Annotated in this window: 16 protein-coding genes; 3 read left to right on the top strand and 13 right to left on the bottom strand. The window is 71.3% G+C overall.

Going from position 1 to position 20184, the window contains the following annotated elements; genetic code table 11:
- Nucleotides 1-72: 72 nt before the first annotated feature.
- The 10 genes from K338_RS0112045 to dacB form a co-directional block, all read right to left on the bottom strand.
- A complete protein-coding gene (locus tag K338_RS0112045; RefSeq protein WP_157612384.1) occupies nt 73-558 on the bottom strand; it encodes a DUF3180 domain-containing protein in 486 nt (161 codons plus the stop codon).
- A complete protein-coding gene (folK, locus tag K338_RS25575; protein WP_022918424.1) occupies nt 558-2267 on the bottom strand; it encodes a 2-amino-4-hydroxy-6-hydroxymethyldihydropteridine diphosphokinase in 1710 nt (569 codons plus the stop codon). Before folK ends, K338_RS0112045 begins: the two co-directional genes overlap by 1 nt.
- Nucleotides 2257-3081 (bottom strand): dihydropteroate synthase, encoded by an 825-nt coding sequence (gene folP / locus K338_RS22335; RefSeq protein ID WP_040653738.1) that lies wholly within the window; start codon nt 3079-3081, stop codon nt 2257-2259. Before folP ends, folK begins: the two co-directional genes overlap by 11 nt.
- A gap of 27 nt (nt 3082-3108) precedes the next feature.
- Complete coding sequence (gene folE, locus K338_RS0112030) at nt 3109-3681, bottom strand: GTP cyclohydrolase I FolE (RefSeq protein WP_027286767.1); 573 nt, start codon at nt 3679-3681, stop codon at nt 3109-3111.
- Nucleotides 3682-3731: 50 nt separating this feature from the next.
- Nucleotides 3732-6026, bottom strand: a complete 2295-nt coding sequence (gene ftsH / locus K338_RS22330; RefSeq protein ID WP_022918421.1) for an ATP-dependent zinc metalloprotease FtsH — start codon at nt 6024-6026, stop codon at nt 3732-3734.
- 112 nt (nt 6027-6138) lie between these two features.
- Nucleotides 6139-6693 carry a hypoxanthine phosphoribosyltransferase gene (gene hpt / locus K338_RS0112020; protein ID WP_022918420.1) on the bottom strand — a complete coding sequence of 185 codons (555 nt, stop codon included), beginning with the start codon at nt 6691-6693 and terminating at the stop codon, nt 6139-6141.
- Nucleotides 6694-7806 (bottom strand): tRNA lysidine(34) synthetase TilS, encoded by a 1113-nt coding sequence (gene tilS / locus K338_RS0112015; protein WP_027286766.1) that lies wholly within the window; start codon nt 7804-7806, stop codon nt 6694-6696.
- A complete protein-coding gene (locus K338_RS0112010; RefSeq protein WP_022918418.1) occupies nt 7806-8885 on the bottom strand; it encodes a zinc-dependent metalloprotease in 1080 nt (359 codons plus the stop codon). The genes tilS and K338_RS0112010 overlap by 1 nt, the downstream gene beginning before the upstream one ends.
- A gap of 171 nt (nt 8886-9056) precedes the next feature.
- Complete coding sequence (locus tag K338_RS25995; protein WP_051154790.1) at nt 9057-10523, bottom strand: collagen-binding domain-containing protein; 1467 nt, start codon at nt 10521-10523, stop codon at nt 9057-9059.
- A gap of 251 nt (nt 10524-10774) precedes the next feature.
- Nucleotides 10775-12235 (bottom strand): D-alanyl-D-alanine carboxypeptidase/D-alanyl-D-alanine endopeptidase, encoded by a 1461-nt coding sequence (gene dacB / locus K338_RS0112000; RefSeq protein WP_157612382.1) that lies wholly within the window; start codon nt 12233-12235, stop codon nt 10775-10777.
- Nucleotides 12236-12328: 93 nt separating this feature from the next.
- Between dacB and K338_RS0111995 the strand changes: the two genes are divergently transcribed.
- Entirely contained in the window at nt 12329-12844 is a 516-nt protein-coding gene (locus K338_RS0111995) for an inorganic diphosphatase (RefSeq protein WP_022918415.1), read from the top strand.
- Nucleotides 12845-13028: 184 nt separating this feature from the next.
- Here K338_RS0111995 and K338_RS0111990 read toward each other — a convergent pair whose 3' ends face one another.
- Nucleotides 13029-14564, bottom strand: coding sequence for a C40 family peptidase (locus K338_RS0111990; protein WP_157612381.1), 1536 nt, complete (start codon nt 14562-14564; stop codon nt 13029-13031).
- Between the two features lie 537 nt (nt 14565-15101).
- On the opposite strand from K338_RS0111990, the gene K338_RS0111985 reads away from it, so the two are divergent.
- A complete protein-coding gene (locus K338_RS0111985; RefSeq protein ID WP_022918413.1) occupies nt 15102-16457 on the top strand; it encodes a bifunctional o-acetylhomoserine/o-acetylserine sulfhydrylase in 1356 nt (451 codons plus the stop codon).
- 17 nt (nt 16458-16474) lie between these two features.
- Nucleotides 16475-17683, top strand: coding sequence for a homoserine O-acetyltransferase MetX (gene metX / locus K338_RS22320; protein WP_211218226.1), 1209 nt, complete (start codon nt 16475-16477; stop codon nt 17681-17683).
- A 129-nt stretch (nt 17684-17812) separates the two neighbouring features.
- Here the strand turns inward: metX and K338_RS0111975 are convergent, their stop codons facing one another.
- Nucleotides 17813-18808, bottom strand: coding sequence for a Gfo/Idh/MocA family protein (locus K338_RS0111975; protein ID WP_022918411.1), 996 nt, complete (start codon nt 18806-18808; stop codon nt 17813-17815).
- Between the two features lie 268 nt (nt 18809-19076).
- A complete protein-coding gene (locus tag K338_RS24520) occupies nt 19077-20144 on the bottom strand; it encodes a hypothetical protein (protein ID WP_022918410.1) in 1068 nt (355 codons plus the stop codon).
- Between the last annotated feature and the right edge of the window lie 40 nt (nt 20145-20184).

The following is a 20184-nucleotide window of genomic DNA, read 5'->3' as shown; positions in this document are numbered from 1 at the left end:
ACCCCCATTCTGACGGACAGCCCCGTGGTCCGCGTCAACTGTGCAGCGACGTCCCCTGCGGCGAACCTCCGGTCAGGCTGTGGCGCCCGGCCGGTGGTCGCCGGAGTCCTGGTCCTCGTCCTCGTCGTCCGGCGGCACCCGGCAGAAGTGTTGGGTGAGCATGCCCGCCGCACCGAGCGCGCCGGCCGCGACCAGGCAGGTCAGCACCCGCAGGACCTGTGCCCGCGGCTCCGGTGCGTCCCACCGGGGCAGCGCCAGGCCGAGCTGGGCGAGCAGGTAGCCCACGTGGATCGCAGCGGTGATGGCGGCAGCCTGCCCGAGGACCAGCACGCGGCTGGCACCCACGGGGTCGTCGAGCGTCTGGTCGCGCACGTCCCGCCGCACCCGCAGGCCGAAGACGAGCACCAGTGCAGCGAGGGCGAGCAGCACCCCGGCGAGCAGCAGCGGGACCGTGACCGGCACATGTCCGCGGGTGGTCCACCAGCGCAGACCGACCGCGGAGAGGGTGCCGACGACGATGGTCACCGCACCGAGCGTCGACCAGCGCAGCCGTGCCATCAGGTGTCGGTGTGTCGGCGCAGCGGCTGCCACTTCGGCGCCATGCGGGGGGTCTCGCTCTCCTCCTGCGGAACAGCCCAGGGCAGGTCCGGCTCCCCCGGCTCGGACGGGTCCTGCCCACCGCCGGGCGCGGAGTCGAACCAGTCCTCTTCGGCCGGGTGGGGATCGGCCTCCTGCGGGTCCGACCCGGCGTCCGCGGGGTCGGGACCGCCGGCCCCTGCGGGATCTACGTCCGGGTCGTGGGTGGGCGCCTGGTCCTCGCGGTCCGGGTCCTGGGCCGCAGCCGGCTCGGGGGGCACAGCAGGTGGGAAGCTGGCGCGCCCGGGTCGGACCGGCGGCGCAGCAGGCTCTGCGTGCTCCGGTTCGGCGTCACCGTGGGCGAGCAGCTCGAGGTCCTCGAGGCTCTCCTGGCTGGCGGCAGTGCCGGTGTGCGCACCGACTGGTCCGGCCTGCTCCGCAGCGGCAGCGGCCGCCGGGTCCGCACCCGCCGGGTCCGCGGCCTCGCCCGAGACGTCGGGGGCTGCTTCCCCCGCCCCGGCGCCGCTGTCAGCGGGATCCGCAACGCTCTGGTCAGCCGGTGGCACAGCAGGCGGCCCGGGGGCGGGGGCAGGCCGGACGGGCTCCTCCAGCCAGTCCAAGGCCAACCAGCGCACCCCACCTCGGTCCGGTGCCGTCTCTGCGAGCGAGGCCACCGGCCCGCCCCCCAGACCGGGCAGGAACGCGTCCGGGTCCGCCTGCGCCCAGGGCACCAGGACGAAGGCGCGCTCACTGGCGCGCGGGTGCGGCAGGGAGAGGTCGGGGTCGGTGGAGGTGACGCCGTCGTAGACGATCAGGTCCAGGTCGAGGGTACGTTCCCCCCAGGTCACCGTCCGGCGCCGGCCGTAGGCGTTCTCCAGCTCCTGCAGCGCCTGCAGCAGCGCCATCGGGGCCATCGTGGTGGTGGCGAGCACCACGGCGTTCAGGAAGTCCGGCTGGGCGACCGCGTCCGGGGCCAGCACCGGCGCGGTGCGCGCCAGCGGGGAGACCTCCTGGACGGTCAGGCCCGGCATGGCGCGAAGGTCGGAGACGACCGCCCGGAGCGTGGCGCGCACGTCGCCGATGTTCCCGCCGAGGGCGATGACCACCGGCACCGGCTGGTCCGGTGCGGCGTGCAGGTCCGTTCCTGCGGCGGCTGCCGGCTCCGGTTCAGCGGGCTCGGGCTCGACGTGCTCGGGCACCGGTGCCGGTGGCACGGCGGCGGGCAGCACAGCCGGGGCGGCCTCGGCGCCCACTGGTTCCTCCGGTGCCGCCGCACCCAGGGCGGGCAGCTCGTCGGCGCGGGTGCGGGTGACGGTCACCTCCACGTCGGTGAACGGCACCCCGACCGGTGCCTCGGGCTTGTGCACGGTGACCGTGACGGCGTGCACGGGCTCGTAGGCGAGCGCGACCGCGGCGATCCGGCCGGCGAGGGTCTCGAGGAGGTTCACCGGCTCCCCCTCGATCACCGCCACCACCTGCTGGGCGACCTCGGCGTAGTTGACGGTACGGGTCAGGTCGTCACCGAGGGCTGCCGCCCGGGTGTCCACCGCCAGCACCAGGTCGGCGAGGAACGGTTGACCGTCGCGCCGTTCGTCGGGGAGCACACCGTGGTAGCCGATCCCGCCCAGCCCGGTGAGCCGGATCTGGTCGAGGCTCGCCGAGCCGTCTGCCGTGGATGTGTCATCGTTCATTCTCAGCCTCCCGCCATGCCTGGGCCACCCTGATGGCGTCGACGCTACCGGCCACGTCGTGCACGCGCACCGCCCACACGCCCTTGGCTGCGGCCAGTGCGCTCACCGCTGCGGTGGCTCGGTCTCGGAACGCCGGCATGGACTCCGAGCCGGCCTCGGCCAGCAGCTGGCCCAGGAACCGCTTCCGGGACGCTCCGATCAGCACCGGGTGGCCGAGGGCGACCAGCTGGTCCAGGTCGGCGAGCAGTCGCCAGTTGTGCTCGGCGTCCTTCGCAAAGCCCAGTCCCGGGTCGAGCACGATCTGCTCGGCGCGCACCCCGTCCGCCCGCAGCGCCGCCACCCGGTCGCCCAGCTCGGCGAGCACCTCACCGGTGACGTCGGCGTACACCGCACGGTCGGTCATCACATCGGAGTGACCGCGCCAGTGCGAGACCACGTACCGGCTGCCCCGCTCGGCGACCACCGCGGGCAGGTCCGGATCGGCCAGCCCACCGGAGACGTCGTTGATGACCGTCGCCCCGGCCTGCAGCGCCGCATCCGCGACCGCTGCGCGCATCGTGTCCACGCTCACCTGAGCACCACCGGCGACCAGCGCCTGCACCACCGGCAGCACCCGGTCGATCTCCTCGTCCTGGGCGACCCGCTGGGCGCCGGGCCGGGTGGACTCACCGCCGACGTCGACGATGTCTGCCCCCTGTTCCAACAGGGTGCGTCCATGGGCGATGGCGACGTCGGTCTCGAACCACTGACCGCCGTCGCTGAAGGAGTCGGGGGTCACGTTGACCACCCCCATCACCAGCGTCCTCGAGGTCACCCGACCACCCTATCCGCGTCGGTTCGCTCAGCTCCGGGCGATGAGGCTCATCGCCTCGGCGCGGGTGGCACTGTTGCGCATCATGCCGCGGACGGCGGAGGTCACCGTGCGAGAACCCGGTTTGCGCACTCCGCGCATCGACATGCACAGGTGCTCGCACTCGACCACCACGATCACCCCGCGGGCGTCCAGCAGCCGCACGAGGGCATCGGCGACCTGGGTGGTGAGCCGCTCCTGCACCTGGGGGCGCTTGGCGTAGACGTCGACCAGCCGGGCGAGCTTGCTCAGCCCGGTGACCGTACCGGCCTCGGAGGGGATGTAGCCCACGTGCGCGACCCCGTGGAACGGCAGCAGGTGGTGCTCGCAGGTGGAGTAGACCTCGATGTCCCGGACGATCACCATCTCTTCGTGGTCGATGTCGAAGAAGGTCTGCACCACGTCCTCGGGGTCCTGGCGCAACCCGGAGAAGATCTCCGCGTAGGAACGTGCCATCCGTGCCGGGGTGTCCCGCAGCCCGGGCCGGTCCGGGTCCTCCCCCACGGCCCGGAGCAGCTCGCGCACGGCCCGCTCGACCCCGGCGGAGTCGTACGCGCGCTCCACGGCACCGTCCGGGGCGCCTGCGTCTCGTTCCCTCGTGGGCACGTGGTCGGTCACGGTCGCTCCTGGGAGCCTGGCTCGTCCGGCTGGGTTCCTGGCTCGTCCCGTCCCGCCGCACCCGGGTGCGGCTCACCCGCATTCGCACCGCCCGGGTGAGGCCAGCCCTGGGTGGGGGTGCTACCAGGGTGAGCCCCGCCGTCGTGCGGAACCTGACCAGGGTGCGCCCCGCCGTCGGCGGTCTGGTCGTACAGACCCGTGCCCTGGGTGTGCGGACTGGTGGCCTGGTCGTACGGGCCGACGACCGGCTCTTCCTGCGGTCGCTGCGTGCCTGGTGCCGGCTCCCCTCCCGGGGCCACCGGCCCGGGCACCGTGTCGTCACCAGCCGCGGCGGCCTCGTCCTGCGGCGCCATCTGGCCCTGACCCTGGGCGCGCTCCACCGGGGTCTGCACCGGCGGGATGTCGCTGACCGGCCGGTCCTCGCTGGACAGCCACACCGGTCGCGGGTCACGCTTGACCACTGAGGCGAACACCTCGGCCAGCTCGGCCTGGTTCAGCGTCTCCCGCTCCAGCAGCTCGGCGGCCAGGTCGTCCAGCACCTGCCGGTACTCGTTGAGGATCTGCCAGGCCTCGTCGTGCGCGGAGTCGATCAGCCGGCGCACCTCCTCGTCCACCAGCCCAGCGACGTCCTCGGAGTATTCTCGCGGGTGGCCCATGTCCCGGCCGAGGAACACCTCGGAGTCTGGGGTACCGAGCCGGATGGCACCGACCCGTTCGCTCATCCCGAACTCCTTGACCATCTTCCGAGCGGTGGCAGTGGCCTTCTCGATGTCGTTCGAGGCACCGGTGGTCGGGTCGTGGAAGACGATCTCCTCGGCAACCCGTCCGCCCATGGCGTAGGCGAGCTGGTCGAGCAGCTCGTTGCGGGTGGTGGAGTACTTGTCCTCGGCGGGCATCACCATCGTGTACCCCAGCGCCCGCCCACGCGGCAGGATCGTCACCTTGGTGACCGGGTCGGTGTACCGCAGCGCTGCAGCCACCAGCGCGTGCCCGCCCTCGTGGTAGGCGGTGAGCTTGCGCTCCTTCTCGTTCATCACCCGGGTCTTCTTCTGCGGTCCGGCGATCACCCGGTCGATGGCTTCGTCCAGCTCCCAGTTGCCGATCACCGTGCCGTTCTGCCGGGCGGTGAGCAACGCCGCCTCGTTCAACGCGTTCGCCAGGTCGGCGCCGGTGAACCCCGGGGTGCGCTTGGCGATCGCGTGCAGGTCCACGTCCGGGGCCATCGGCTTGCCCTGGGAGTGCACCTTGAGGATCGCCTCGCGGCCCTTCAGGTCCGGGGACTCCACGGCGATCTGCCGGTCGAACCGGCCTGGGCGCAGCAACGCGGGGTCGAGGATGTCCGGCCGGTTGGTGGCGGCGATGAGGATCACGTTGGTGTTCGCGTCGAACCCGTCCATCTCCACCAGCAGCTGGTTCAGCGTCTGTTCGCGCTCGTCGTGCCCGCCGCCCAGGCCGGCACCACGCTGGCGGCCGACCGCGTCGATCTCGTCGACGAAGATGATCGCTGGGGCGTTGTTCTTCGCCTGCTCGAACAGGTCGCGCACCCGGGAGGCGCCCACACCGACGAACATCTCCACGAAGTCCGAGCCGGAGATGGAGTAGAACGGCACACCAGCCTCACCGGCCACCGAACGGGCCATCAGGGTCTTGCCGGTGCCGGGCGGGCCGTAGAGCAGCACACCCTTGGGGATCTTCGCCCCGACCGCCTGGAACCGGGAGGGGTCGGAGAGGAAGTCCTTGATCTCCTCCAGCTCCTCGACCGCCTCGTCCACACCGGCGACGTCGGCGAAGGTGACCTTCGGCGTCTCCTTGGTGACCTGCTTGGCCTTCGACTTGCCGAAGTTCATCATGCGGGAGTTGCCGCCCTGCATCCGCGACATGATGAACCAGAACACGCCCACCAGCAGCAGCACGGTGAGCATGGTCATCAGCAGGCTGGACCACCACGGGGTCTGCGGCACCACCGAGTTGAAGCCGCCGGAGGGGTCGTTCTCGGCGATGGCATCGGCCACGGTGCTGGCCTGCGGCGCCACGTAGTAGAACTCGACCTGCTGGCCGTAGTTCGTGCCGTCCTCGGCGACGTAGTCCTCGGTGAGGGTGAGGTTCACCCTCTGGTAGCCGTCGGTGATCTCCGCCTGCTCCACAGTGTCCCCGCGGAGCAGCTCCAGACCGGCAGAGGTGTCGATCTCGCGCACACCGCCGCCGCTCATGAGCTGGAAACTCACGATGATCACGATGATCGGGATGAGGATCCAGATCAGCGGACCACGCAGCAACTTCTTCAGATTCATCGCCTGATCCCGGTGGCCGGGGTCCCTCCTGCTAGCAGTTCCTCCGGTGACGCTATACGACGCGGCAGGGAATTCCTGCACGTGTTCGCGCAGGGCATGAGCACACCACCTCTCAGCGCTGGTACACGTGCGGGGCGAGCGTGCCCACGAACGGCAGGTTGCGGTACCGGCCGGCGTAGTCCAGGCCGTAGCCGACCACGAACTCGCTGGGCACGTCGAAGCCGACGTAGCGCACGTCCACGTCCACCTTCGCCGACTCCGGCTTGCGCAGCAGCGTGGCCACCTCCACCGAGGCGGGGTTGCGGCTGCGCAGGTTGGCCACCAGCCAGGACAGGGTCAGCCCGGAGTCGATGATGTCCTCCACGACGAGCACGTGCCGACCGTCGATGTCGGTGTCCAGGTCCTTGAGGATGCGCACCACGCCGGAGGACTTCGTACCCGACCCGTAGGAGGAGACCGCCATCCAGTCCATCGTCAGCTCGGTGTGCATCTGCCGGGACAGGTCGGCCATGATCATCACGGCACCTTTGAGCACCCCGACGAGCAGCACCTCGCGGCCGGTGTAGTCGGCATCGATCTGCGCAGCCATCTCCGCCACGCGGGTGGCGACCTGCTCCTCGGTGAGCAGGATCTTCTCCAGGTCCGAGCCCATATCGGTGGCGTCCACTCACTTCTCCTGCTCGACGGTCGGATCCGGGCGCCCGCCACCGGTCCGGGCCGACGGAGCCGCGCGCAGCACAAGCCTGCCATACTCTCGCACCGCCTCGAGCGCTCCGGGCAGGTGGATCGGGCCCTGCCCGCGCCAGTCGGTGACCAGCTGGTCCAGGCTGCACACGTGCACGGCCGCGAGCGCGCCGGGCGGGCTGCCGGCGGTCAGGGCCGCCTGGTGCAGCACCCGGCGGCGCAGCGCCGGTGGCTGGTCGGTGAGGGCGGTGATGCTCAGCTGTACCTGGTCTGGCCCGTGGACCACCTGGGCGCGCTGGCGGAGCTCGTCTGCCAGGACGTCGAGCAGGTCGGCATCGTCCCGGGCGAGCTGGGCAGTACGTGCCAGGGCTGCGGGCACTCCGGGCCCGAGCGCCTCGGTCAACGCTGGTAGCACCCGGTGCCGGAGTGCGGCACGGGGCAACGGCCCCCCGGCGGCCTTCTGCCAGGGGCCGTCGACGGCGTTGGTCGGGTCGTACCACACCGGCAGCCCCAGTGCCGTGCAGACCCCCTCGGTGTCGGCGCGGGTGCTGCCCAGCAGCGGTCGCCACCAGCGCTCGCGCACCGGTGCCATCCCCGCCAGGGCGCGGGTCCCGGAGCCGCGCGCCAGAGCGAGCAGCACGGTCTCGGCCTGGTCGTCCCGGGTGTGGCCGAGCAGGACGGCGCAGGCTCGCTGCTGCTGCCGGGTCGCCTCGAGCGCGTGGTACCGCAGCGCGCGCGCCCGGGCCTCCGGGCCACCCTGGGCAGAGTCGCTTTCCGGCGCTGCGGCGCTGTCGAGAGTTGCCGGCACGACGATGCTGGGCATCAGGCCGAGCTCCGTGCACACCGCAGCGGCACGTTCGGCGGCTGCGGTGCTACCCGGCTGCAGCCGGTGGTCCACCACCACAGCCCCCGCGCGCAGCCCCACCTTCGGGGTCGCGAACGCCGCAGCTGCCGCCAGGGCGAGCGAGTCGGCGCCGCCGGAGCAGGCGATGAGCACCAGGTCGCCAGGAGCGGCCTGGCCGTCGCGGATCCGGTCGGTGAGGAAGGTGCGCACTGCGTGGCGCAGCTGCGCCACCGGCACCGGCGGACCTGCCATCAGCCGTGCACGCGCCGCACCCACGCACCCGGGTCAGCGAGCTCCGCAGGTCGAGGCAGGTGCTCCGGGGCTGTCCAGACGGCGTTGAAGCCCTGGTGCCCGACCTGCTCCACCACACCGCGCACGAACTTCGCCCCGTTGCGGTACTGGGCGAGCTTGGCGTCCAGACCGAGCAGCTTGCGCAGCAACAGGTCCAGCGGCGAGGTGCCCGAGCGGCGCCGCTCGAACGCCCGGCGGATCTTGCGCACAGTGGGCACCACCTGTGGGCCGACCTCGTCCATCACCACGTCCGCGTGTCCTTCGAGCAGGGACATGGTGGCCATCGCTTCGGCCATCAGGTCCCGTTCCGGTTCGTGGAGCACAGCGTCCAGGATCGAAGAGGTGGCGCCGTCGGGTTGCTGGCCGCGCAGCACCCGCGGCACGGCGCGGACCAGCTGCTGCAGCCGGTCGGCCCCGTCACCGGAGGCGGTGAGCGCCCGCATCAGCTCCCGCATCCGGGTGCGCATGTGCTCGGCCAGCCAGTCCGCGGCGGCGAACTGCAGCGCGTGCGTCTGCTCGTGCAGGCACACCCACAGCCCGAAGTCGTGGCGGCGTAGCCCGAGCTCTCGCTGGATGGTCAGGATCGTGGGCGCCACCAGCACCAGGCGTCCGGTGCCGGCGGAGGTGGTGGTGTACGGGTCGTACTGGCCCAGCACCCGCGTGGACAGCAGCGCCAGCACGGCACCGAGCTCCACCCCGGTGGCCTGCGCACCCCACGGCAGCGTGGGTGCCGGCAGCACGTCCCCGATCAACCCTCGCAGCATGGTCAGGTTTGCCTCCGCCCACCGGGGCCGGTCGAGCACGTACACCGGGCCGGCGCTGGCCTGCTGCGCCGCGTCCAGCAGGCCGGTGACGGTACCGACGTGTGCAGGTGCCGCATGCGCGCTGGCGCGCAGCTCGGCGACGTACTCGCCGGCCTCGGCGACCGGGACCGCTGGGCCTGGGCGGGTGAGCTGACGGGCGCGGCGCGCGGCGAGGTCCCAGTCCACCGCCGCGCGCTCGGGCGGGGCCGTGGCTGCAGCTGCGGAGTCGGTGGCCATAGGACTCAGCCTACGGACTCCTGACGCCCGCCGACACACCTGCCGAGCCAGCTGGGGTCCTACCCGACCTTCCAGTGCCGCGACTGCGGGCACCGGCCGGACGCGGACCCCCGGTGCAGGCGCCAGCCCCGCGGCGCACGTGGCACGTGCGCCGCGGGGCTGGTCTGCTCATCAGCCGTGCGTGCGGCGACGGACCAGCAGCACAGTCATCGCGCCGGCAAGCAACAGCCCAGCAGCGACGGCGAGCACTCCGCCCGCGTCCGCACCGGTGACGGCGAGGCCGCCGTCGTCCGCAGGACCGGCCGGGTCGGCGCCGGAGGGGTCATCCGTGCCTGGGTCGTCCGTGTCCGGGCCCACCGTGGTGGGGTCCTCGGCCGGCTCTTCCGTGGTCGGGTCCTCGGCCGGCTCCTCCGTGGGGTCCTCGGCCGGCTCCTCCGTGGTCGGCTCCTCCGTGGGGTCCTCGGTCGGCTCCTCGGTCGGCTCCTCCGTGGGGTCCTCGGTCGGCTCCTCGGTCGGCTCCTCCGTGGGGTCCTCGGTGTCGCAGACCAGCTGACCACCGAAGGTGTGGTGGTGGATCTCGCCTCCGCCGCTGGTGGTCACGTCCTGGGCGAACCACTGCCCGTTGGTGGTGATTCCCGAGCCGAAGGTCAGGTCGGCCTCCGGTGCCCAGAGGGCGCCGAGCTCGAGACCGTCGACCGTCACCTCACCGGTGACCTCGGACAGGTCGAACATGATGTACCGGGCGAGGTCCTGGTCAGCGCCAGCCTGGGCAGACCAGCCCTCGAAGTTGACCTGGTTCAGCTCGGTGGTCCCGGCAGGGACCCGGATCACCAGCGGTGCCTCGGCCGTGGGCCGGTAGCCGTCGGCGCGGTCCAGCTTGATGGTCTGGCCCGCGATCGCGTCGTAGTCGATCACGTTCGGCTGGTCGGTGGCGAAGTCCTCGACGTAGACCAGCCCACCCTCTGCACTGACGGTGACCGGGTTGGCAAGCCCGGTCTCCGGGTCATACATGTCCGCCAGGCACTGGTTGGCCTGGGCCACCTGGGCGTCCAGGTCGGGGAAGTAGGAGGGGACGGTCGGCTGCTCCGTGAGCAGGTCGTCGACGTCGGCACCCTCGAACGGCACGGCCTTCAGGTCGAGGTAGCCACCGGCGGAGCTGTTGGCTCGGGCAAAGGTGCCCGTGTCGTTGCTCCCTGCGCCGCCGCTCCGGGATTCGAGCGTCAGACCATCGACACTGGTGAGGCGTACGGTCGCGTTGGCCTCGGGGGACGCGGGGTCGATGGTCTCGGAGTCGTCCCGGTTGGCGACGTCGAAGGCACCGTCTCCGACGAACTCCCCGGCAAGGATGCGCACCGGGCTCTCGTCGATGGTCGGCACCGAGTAGTCGGCGTTGCCTGCAGCGTGGTGGATCACCGGAAAACCGTCCGGTCTTCCGGAGGCGATCGAACCGAAGGCTGCGATCGATCCTTCCAGCTCGGCGTTGCCGAGCGTGGCATCGCCTTGGGCGACGATGGTGAACCCGTTGTTCACCGCGAACGGGTTGAACGCAGTAGGCGCTGCCGGGGCAGCAGACGCGCTGAGAAGCAACGCGCCGGCGGCCAGCCCGACCACCCCAACGACAGCGATCCCCTGCTTCACCGCTGCCCGGTGCGGGAGCTGGCGAACTGAACTTTCCACAACGATCCTCTCATCCACGTGACGCATCATCAGGCGACGCCTAGACGCAGGGCTCCCCCACCGCATAGTCGAGCGTCTTGCTCAGACTAGCCGAGCGATCAAGAAACCTCGACAACCGTCCACCTAGCGAAACGGGTGTCCGTGCACCTGGGCGGCAACGTCCACTCCCAGCAGCAACGACAGCGCGTCGGCGCCGGCTCGCACGTGTGGGTCTAGGAGCAGCCGCAGCCGGCCAGGTCTCGCGCCCAGGCGTCTACGGCGGAGCGGGCGCTGTGCGCACCACCACGGTCGAAGTCGTTGGCCAGCACGGTGAAGGCGACCAGTCGCCCGTCGGCAGTGGTGACCAGCCCGGTGAGTGCCACCACCTGCGGCAGCGTCCCGGTCTTCGCCCGCAGGGTGCCGGTGGCCGCCCCGTCGGTGAGGCGGGAGCCGAGCGTGCCCTCCAGGCCTGCGATCGGCATACCATCGGCCACGGCGAGCAGCTCGGGATGGCTACCGTCGGCCGTCAGCCGGAGCGCACCGGTGAGCAGCTGCGGAGTGAGCTTGCTGGCCGAGGAGAGACCGGAGGTGTCCACCAGCTGCGCACCTGAGGTGTCCAGGCCGAGGTCGGCGAGCACCTCCAGCACCGCCTCCCCTGCCCCGGCGAAGCTGGCCTCGTGCCCGGTGGCGACCGCCGTCATCCGACCGAGCGCCTCGGAGAGGATGTTCTCGGAGTGCTGCAGCGTGTAGGCGACGATCTCATCGAGCGTGGCCGACTGCACGGCGCCGAGCTCGGTCGCCTCCTCCGGGGCTGCGGCGCGGTCGATCTGCGGGTCTACGGTGATGCCGGCGTCGGCGAGGTGGTCGGCGAAGATCTGCGCAGCGTCCATCGCGGCGTCGGTGGAGCGGGCCTGCTGCCCGTCGATCCGGCCGATGTCCACGGCGATCGGTGCCATGTGCATACCCCACCCACCAGACAGGTCGACATCTCCCCAGCGCGGGGCGAGCGTGGGCCCGGTGAACAGGGTGTCGTCCAGGTTCAGGTGCACGCTGGTCGTGCCCGCCTCGGTGAGTGCGGCGGCGGTCTGCTCGGCCAGGTCGCCGAGCCCGCCGTGGCCGATGATGGCCTCCGGGTCGCCCGCACCCTCCGCCAGGGTGAGGTCACCGCCGGCGACCAGGGTGACCTGGTCGTCGCCGCCGGTGACGGCGGTGGTGGTGAAGCGGTGCTGGTCGCCGTAGGACGCCACTACCGCGACCGCAACGAGCACCTTGAGGCTGGACGCCGGTACATACTCCTGGCCGACGTGCTGGGCGAGCAGCGCTTCCCCGGTGGTCACGTCCACCACCATCACCCCGGGGTCAGGACCGACGCGGTCGTCGGAGAGCAGGTCCTGGCTCAGCTCGGCCAGCGCGTCGCCGCTGGGCAGTGGTGCATCGTCGGCGAGTGCGGGGACCTCCGCCTCGGCGACCGGCGCCGGCAGCGCTGGGGACGGGAACGGCTGGGCCTCCGGCCACGGGTCGGTGCGGGTGAGGACGCCGGGGGCCAGGTCGAAGGCGTCCAGCGTGCCGTACCCAGCACCCAGCACCAGCAGCACGAGGAACCCGGCCACGAGCCGGCGGCGCCGGTACATCCGCCGCCGCGTGCTCGTCCGCTGCGGCGGGCGGCGCGCGCCCCCACCTGCCGTCTTGGCCACACTTTGCCCTTCGTCCTCGTCGCGCACACCCGGAACGGCCTGCCGTAGGCCACACTAGGACAAGCACATCCCACCAGGCGGAAGAGACAGGCTGTGGAATTCGACGTCACCATCGAGATCCCCAAGGGGCAGCGCAACAAGTACGAGGTGGACCACGAGACCGGCCGGATCCGGCTGGACCGGATGCTGTTCACCTCCACGCGCTACCCGGACGACTACGGCTACATCGAGGGCACGCTGGGCGAGGACGGGGATCCGTTGGATGCGCTGGTGCTGCTGGAGGAGCCCACGTTCCCCGGGTGCCTGATCCGCTGCCGTGCGCTCGGGATGTTCCGGATGCGCGACGAGGCCGGCGGTGACGACAAGGTGCTCTGCGTACCGGTCGGGGACCAGCGGGCGAGCTGGCGCAGCGACATCGACGACGTCTCCGAGTTCCACCGGTTGGAGATCCAGCACTTCTTCGAGGTGTACAAGGACCTGGAGCCAGGCAAGTCGGTAGAGGGCGCGCACTGGGTGGACCGGGAGGCGGCCGAAGAGGAGATCCGGCGGTCCTTCGGCCGCGCCGAGGAGACCGGGTACACCCACCCGCAGCCGCACATCGGCCACTGAGCACCACCTACCCGACGGCGCCGCCCGGCCTGGCCTGCCACCTCACCACGGGCTGAGGTGCTCGGGCACGGGGCGCCGTCGGCGCCGCCCGGTCGCCCTCGGTGACCGGCTCACCCCGGCGCCGCCGCGCTGGACCGGTGAGCTCCGCCGTCGACACGCAGAACCACAGGCGCTCACGCGATGGTCAGACGCGGCCGGCGTAGGGCAGCACGTTGGTCCACCAGACCGGCACGTACTCCACGGTCTGGCCGGGCGCCGGGGCGTGCACCCGCATCCCGTTCCCGGCATAGATGGCCACGTGGTAGATCCCGGACGTGGATCCGTTGCTGGAGTAGAAGATCAGGTCACCGGGGCGCATCTGGCCCACCGGCACGTGCGTGGTGGCCGCGTACTGGGCACCGGTGGTGCGTGGCAGGGAGGCCCCAGCGTGCTGGAAGGCCTGCATCGTCAGACCGGAGCAGTCGTAGCTGTTCGGGCCCTGAGCACCCCAGACGTAGGGCTTGCCGAGCTGGGTCATCGCCCAGTCGAGCGCCGCCTGGCCCACGCTGGCCGGTGCCGTCGCGCCACCGCCTCCGGAGGAGCCGCCGCTGCCGCCCGAGGAACCTCTGCCGGAGGAGCTGCCGCCGGAGGAACCAGAGTCGGACGAGCCACCACCGGAGGAGCCGCTGCTCGAGCCGGAACCCGACGAGCTGGAACCGGACGAGCTGGAACCCGACGAGCTGGAACCGGACGAGCTGGAACCCGACGAGCTGGAGCCGGACGAGCCGTTCCCCCCGGAAGAGCCCGAGCCCTCTCGGGAGGTCCGGTCGCGGTCTCGGCTGGGCCGGTCGGCACGGTCGCTGGACCGGTCCGCGGCGTCCTGCTCCGCGGCCGACTCGTCCGCTGCTGCGCTCTGTGCCTGGGCTTCTTCTTCGGCGGCGTCCTGCTCCGCCTGCACCTCCAGCGCGCGGGCTGCTGCTGCGCTCTCCCGCTCGCGACGCTCTGCCTCGATCCCCTCCTGACGTTCCCGCTCCAGGGCGACAGTGGTCTCGCGCAGCTCAGCCAGCTGGCTGAGCATCGAGTCCCGTTCCCCGGCGGTGGTCTCCACTGCAGTCTCCGCGGCCAGCGCCGCCGCGTCGGCGTGCTGGGCAGCCTCCTCGAGCGCAGCGGCGGCCTCCTCGGCCTCGACCAGGGCTTCGTCAGCGCGACGGTGCATGACGTCGGCGACCCGCTCGGCAGCGTCCAGGCGCTGGTAGGCCTGGTCCGCGTCGGAGCCGATGGCCTGGAACATCGTGGCCCGGTCCATGGCCTGCTCGAAGTTGTCCGCGGAGACGAACATGGACAGCTGCTGGACCTCGCCGCTGTTGCGGTAGGAGGCCATCGCGATCTGTGCGACGTGCTGCTGGGCGGCGAGCACGTCGGCGTCGGCTTCCTCGGCCGCGGCTGCGGCGTCATCAGCGGCCTCCTCGGCCTCGTCCCGCTCCACAGCGGCCTCGTTGTAGGCCTCGGCTGCGAGCTCGGCATCGATGTTGGCCTGCTCCAGTGCGGCGTTGTTGGCCGCGAGCTGCACCTCGATCGCCTGGATCTGCTCCGCAGTGGACCGCTCGGCCTGCTGGGCCTCAGCGATGTCGTCCTCGCTCGGGTAGTCCGGCGTCGCCTGTGCCGGTGCCACCCAGAGAGCGCCCACGAGTGCACCTGCCGCCAGCGCGGCAGCAGCGCCACGCCACTTGGTCCCGGTCACCACCGAAGTTGCTCCTCACCTGCCGCTGGAGCGGCTTCACCCTTCACAGCGCGCAACCTGCGGCGCCGCAAGCCCCATCGAAACTTCAAGACAACACGGCGTGTCGCATTGACGTTGACGACGGGAACGCGCTCTAACGTACTGGATCTCGAAGGATTTGTGAACACAAGCCCCTTTATTCACAACTTTCACACCCATCACACCACACGTGCCTGCACACCAAGCGCTCAGCGATCGAGACTCGCCACCGCGCGCCCGTCTGCACCGCGCGCCGCAGGATCTCGCACTTCTGAGCCCCCGCTGTCCGCCATTCGAGACGCACTGTCCGGAGCGCACGTCGAGCACGTACGCTGTCCAGCATGTTCCGCCGAATGTGTCGCTGATGCGCACGTTCGGCATGCCCTCTGCGCGATGAGTCTCCGCTCTGGAGCAACGCGCTGACCAGCCCGACGTGTACGACCACCCCGCCCGGGATGGTCGCCTCGACGCGCGTCGATGCTTGCATCCCGGCCTACCCCGAACGAGAAGGAGACCGAGATGAGCGAGAGCAGCTGGAGCTTCGAGACCCGGCAGATCCATGTCGGCCACACCCCGGACAGCGACACCGGATCCCGGGCTGTCCCGATCTACCAGACCACCTCGTACGTGTTCAAGGACACCGAGCACGCCGGCAAACGGTTCTCGCTCGCTGAGCTGGGACCGATCTACACCCGGTTGACCAACCCGACGAACGGCGTCGCCGAGGACCGGATCGCCTCGCTGGAGGGCGGCGTGGGCGGCCTCGTGGTCGCTTCGGGGCAAGCAGCCGAGCTGGTCGCCATCCTGAACGTCGCCGAGGCCGGGGACCACCTCGTGGCCAGCCCGTCCCTGTATGGCGGCACCTACAACCTGCTGCACCACACGCTGCCCAAGCTGGGCCTGACGGTCACGTTCGTGGACAACCCGGACGACCCGGCCTCCTGGCGAGCAGCTGCGCAGGAGAACACCAAGCTCTTCTACGGGGAAACGATCCCCAACCCCAAGGGCGACATCCTGGACATCGAAGCCGTCGCCACCGTCGCGCACGAGATCGGTGTGCCGCTGATCGTGGACAACACGGTCGGCACCCCGTACCTGGTGCGCCCGATCGAGCACGGCGCGGACGTGGTGGTCCACTCCACCACCAAGTTCCTCGGTGGTCACGGCACCTCGATCGGTGGCGTGATCGTCGATGGTGGCACCTTCGACTACGCACAGCACCCCGAGCGTTTCCCGAACTTCAACGAGCCCGACCCGAGCTACCACGGCCTCGTCTACGCCCGGGACCTGGGTGTGGGCAGCGCTCTCGGCGCCAACCTCGCCTTCATCCTCAAGGCACGAGCGCAGGCGCTGCGCGATCTGGGCCCGGCGGCCTCCCCGTTCAACTCGTTCCTGCTCATCCAGGGCCTGGAGACACTCAGCCTGCGCGTGGAGCGGCACGTGGAGAACGCCCAGAAGGTCGCCGAGTGGCTGGAGGCTCGGTCCGACGTGCTCACCGTCAACTACGCCGGTCTGCCCTCCAGCCCATACTATGCGCTCGCGCAGAAGTACACGCCGAAGGGACCCGGCGCCGTGCTCGCCTTCGAGATCGCTGGCGGTCTGGAGGCCGGCCGGGCGTTCGTCGACGGCCTCGAGCTGCACTCTCTGGTGGCGAACATCGGGGACGTGCGCTCGCTGGTGATCCACCCGGCGTCCACCACCCATTCCCAGCTCACTCCGGAGGAGCAGGCTGCCAGCAGCGTCACCCCGGGGCTGGTGCGTCTGTCTGTCGGGCTGGAGCACATCGACGACATCCTCGCCGACCTGGAGAAGGGTTTCGCCGCGGCAGCAGCGGCCACCGCCGCGGACTCGGTGGACGCACCGGTCGGCGCCTGAGCGCTGGAGGAACTACCGTGTACCCCGTGACAAGCCGTCCGATCGGGCCGGCCGGACGAGTCGTCCGGCCGCCCCGGCCTGCCCGGCGGCGCCACGTCCCGACCACTCCCATACCGGCCAGCGGCGCCTGGCGGGAGGACCAGCCAGTGGGCAACCGACAGTTCGTCGAACTCGGCCCGTTGCCGCTCGAAGCCGGTGGGCAGCTGCCCGAGGTCACGCTCGCCTACGAGACTTGGGGCGAGCTCAGCCCCGCAGGGGACAATGCGATCCTGGTGCTGCACGCGCTCACCGGAGACAGCCACGTCGTGGGTGAGGCAGGAGCGGGGCACGCCTCCGCCGGCTGGTGGGCCGACCAGATCGGCCCGGGCCGTCCCCTGGACACCAACCGGTACTTCGTCGTAGCACCGAACGTGCTCGGTGGCTGTCAGGGCAGCACCGGTCCCTCGTCCAACGCGCCGAACGGGACGCCATGGGGCAGCCGGTTCCCGTACGTCACCGTGCGGGACCAGGTGGCCGCGGAGCTTGAGCTCGCCGACTTCCTCGGTATCGGCGCCTGGCAGCTGGTGATCGGCGCCTCGATGGGTGGGCACCGAGTGCTGGAGTGGGCGGTGACCGCCCCAGATCGTGTCGCCGCGATCGCGGCGATCGCCACCAGCGCGCAGACCTCCGCGGACCAGATCGCGTGGGCGCACGCTCAGCTCGGCGCGATCCGCGCCGACCCGAAGTTCCGCGGCGGAGACTACTACGACGCCGCGGACGGCGACGGGCCGCACGTCGGCCTGGGGATCGCCCGGCAGATCGCGCACACCACCTACCGCAGCGCGCACGAGCTGGACGAACGGTTCGGGCGGCTGCCGCAGGGCGGAGAGAACCCCCTCGGCGGCGGCGGTCGGTTCGCTGTGCAGTCTTATCTGGACCATCACGCGGACAAGCTCGCCCGTCGGTTCGACGCGAACTCCTATGTGGCGCTCACCGAGTCGATGCTCACCCACGACCTGGGCCGCGACCGGGGCGGGGTGGAGTCGGCGCTGGCCACCATCCGGGCCCGCACGCTCGCCCTGGCGGTGGACACCGACCGGCTGTTCCCGCCGTCGCAGTCCCAGCGGATCGCCGCGGGAGTGCCGAACGGGATCTACCGGGAGCTCCGCTCCGACCACGGGCACGACGGCTTCCTCATCGAGCACGACCAGGTGGGCGCGATCCTTTCGGAGTTCCTGGCCGGCTGACCCAGGCCCGGGCACGCCTCTCCCCGCCCTCCCCGCCTCGTCGTGCGAATCGATTCATTCGATACCTGGCGCGCCAGATCGTGCTCGCGGGTATCGCTCCTGCGGGCCCCGTGCCGACACGGTGAGCACCTACCAGCGGTCGTGCAGGGCGACTCCCAGCTGGTCGGCAGCCTGCTGCAGCACCCCTTGTACCGCCAGGCTGTCAGCCAGCGGCATGGTGGGACTCTCCTGCCGCCCCGCCCGCAGGCACTCCGCCACCTCGATGAACTCCAGAGCGTAGCCGGCGCCGCGAGGTGGCAGCTCCTCGGTGATCGGGTCCGCCCCGGTGCGGTGCAGCACGAGGCGGTCCGGGTGGTGGAACCGAGGTGGGATGTCGATCCAACCTTCGGTGCCGTAGATCCGGGCGTTACCGGGAAGTGGCAGCCGGAAGGAGATCTGCAGGGTGGCGCTGCGGCCGTCGTCATATCCGAGCAGGATGCCGGCCTCGGCATCCACCCCGGTCTCCGGCACCAGCGACCCGTGGGCCAGCACCCGGTCCGGGGCGCCGAGCACGTGCTGGGCGAACGAGACCACGTACACGCCCAGGTCGAGCAGGGCGCCGCCGCCGAGCTCGAGGGCGAACATCCGGTCGGTCACATCTAGCTCCCGGCGCACGCCCAGATCAGCGGTGACGGCCCGGACCGGTCCGATCGCGCCGTCCGCGACCAGCTGCTGGGCGCGTCGTATCGCCGGCTGGAACCGGGTCCACATCGCTTCCATCACGAACACCCGGTGCGCCCGTGCCGCCTCGACGACCTGCCGGGCGCCGTCCAGGGTGGCGGTGAACGACTTCTCCAGCAGCACCGCCTTGCCGGCCTCGATGGCCGCGATCGCATGCCGGGCGTGGTCGCTGTGCGGAGTGGCGATGTAGACGGCGTCGACGTCCGGATCGTCCAGCAGTGCCTGGTAACCCTGCAGAGGCCGTACCGGGTGACCGGCAAGGGCTGCGTGCTCCGCGGCAAACGCCTCCGCCCGTGCCTGGTCGCGCGAGGCGACCGCCACCAGCCGCCCATTGGTCACGTTCGGAAAGTCGGCCGCGACCTTCGCCGCGATCCGTCCCGGTCCGATCAATCCCCAGCGCAGCATCTACCCACCCTGCCTCTCGTCGTCCCCTCGAGGTTAGCCGAGCCGGCGCTGGGCAAGATCAGCCCGCTCCGGTCCGCGATGATGGACCCCGCGCCCCGCGCACCTAGAGCTCAGCCTGGCCGGGTGCACACCGTCGACCTGGCTCTGGAGCTCACCGACTACCGGCGCTCGGCACCTGGTGACCGCAGCGCTGCTACGCAGCGGCGTCTCCAGACCTGAGCGGAGTCCTGCCGCTGCTCGGAGCCTGCCGCGCAGGGCGCTGCGCAGGTCAGTGGTTCCGGTGCCGCCTACAGCGGGAGGCGCGGACCGGGGCGGTGGTGCCGGTCGCCTCCGCGCGGGCGTCTGCCATCGGGAATCCGGCCACGTGCCAGGAGGTCCAGGCCTGCTGCGGTTCACCGCCGAGCAGCTCAGTGGCGCGCTCGATCGTGCTGACCGTGCGCCCGCCCAGCTGCAGCGCCCCCTCAGCGGTGAGCACCGCGTGCTCCACCCGGCCTCCGTGGCGCAGCTCGATCGGCATGGGTGCACCGACCAGCTGCGCCACGGCCCGTAGGTGCGGATCCGGCGAGGTCTCCGGCGTCTCTTGGGACCGCGGCGTCGGGGCGGTCGGCACGGCACTCGCCGGTTCGGGCCGCGCCCTCTCCGGCGCTGCCACCGGCTCAGCGTCCGCCGGGGTCGGCACGGTATCCACCGGTGCTGGAGGCTCCGGTTCGGTGGGGTGTCCCCCGCCTGCCGGTGGGCTGCTCGCGCTCGGCGCGGTCAGTGCCGGGTCGATCTCGTGCACCACCTGGCCGTCGAGCACGCGGATGGTGGCAGGTTGCACTGCGGTCACGTCCAACAGCTGTTGGCCGTTCGTGGTCTGCCGGGCGTCGACCGCGAACACCTGGACACCGTGCAGCACCCGGGTGGCCTCGAGCACCTCCCGGTCTATCTCGCCGGCGACCACGTACAGCTGCGGACCTGGGGTGGCACCGGGTGGGCGGGACTCCCGGAAAGCGTTCCAGTCCCGGCGGAAGCCGGCCACCCCGCTGCGGTAGCGTCCGGCGATGGTCAGCCACGGGGTGGCCGTGGCCTCACCAGCGCGAGCGAGCGCACGCATCAGCTCCGCACCGTCGAGTCGGTCGGTGACCACTGCGGTGACCACCTGGCCAGCGCGGTCCATCGCGGTGAGCACCGGGTCGCTCTCCTCGCTCCACTCCACCGGGAACAGGTCCGCCTCGATCACGTCCAACAGGTAGTCGCGCAGCGCCTGACGGATCTGCGGGGTCAGCGGACTGGTGCTCGGGGCTCCGATCGTAGCGGGCACCAGATACCCGGACTCGAAGGCGAAAGACGGCATCGACGGGCGCCTCTCCTAGGACCGTGATGTGAAGGGAACG

The sequence above is a fragment of the Ruania albidiflava DSM 18029 genome (assembly GCF_000421225.1).
GTDB lineage: Bacteria > Actinomycetota > Actinomycetes > Actinomycetales > Beutenbergiaceae > Ruania > Ruania albidiflava.
This window is presented reverse-complemented; position numbering and strand designations above follow the sequence as displayed.

Bases quoted from the DNA above. Each gene is read 5' to 3' on its own strand.
- K338_RS0112045 (WP_157612384.1), bottom strand. From the start codon at position 558: ATGGCACGGCTGCGCTGGTCGACGCTCGGTGCGGTGACCATCGTCGTC.
- folK (WP_022918424.1), bottom strand. From the start codon at position 2,267: ATGAACGATGACACATCCACGGCAGACGGCTCGGCGAGCCTCGACCAG.
- ftsH (WP_022918421.1), bottom strand. From the start codon at position 6,026: ATGAATCTGAAGAAGTTGCTGCGTGGTCCGCTGATCTGGATCCTCATC.
- tilS (WP_027286766.1), bottom strand. From the start codon at position 7,806: ATGGCAGGTCCGCCGGTGCCGGTGGCGCAGCTGCGCCACGCAGTGCGC.
- K338_RS0112010 (WP_022918418.1), bottom strand. From the start codon at position 8,885: ATGGCCACCGACTCCGCAGCTGCAGCCACGGCCCCGCCCGAGCGCGCG.
- K338_RS0111985 (WP_022918413.1), top strand. From the start codon at position 15,102: ATGAGCGAGAGCAGCTGGAGCTTCGAGACCCGGCAGATCCATGTCGGC.
- K338_RS0111975 (WP_022918411.1), bottom strand. From the start codon at position 18,808: ATGCTGCGCTGGGGATTGATCGGACCGGGACGGATCGCGGCGAAGGTC.
- K338_RS24520 (WP_022918410.1), bottom strand. From the start codon at position 20,144: ATGCCGTCTTTCGCCTTCGAGTCCGGGTATCTGGTGCCCGCTACGATC.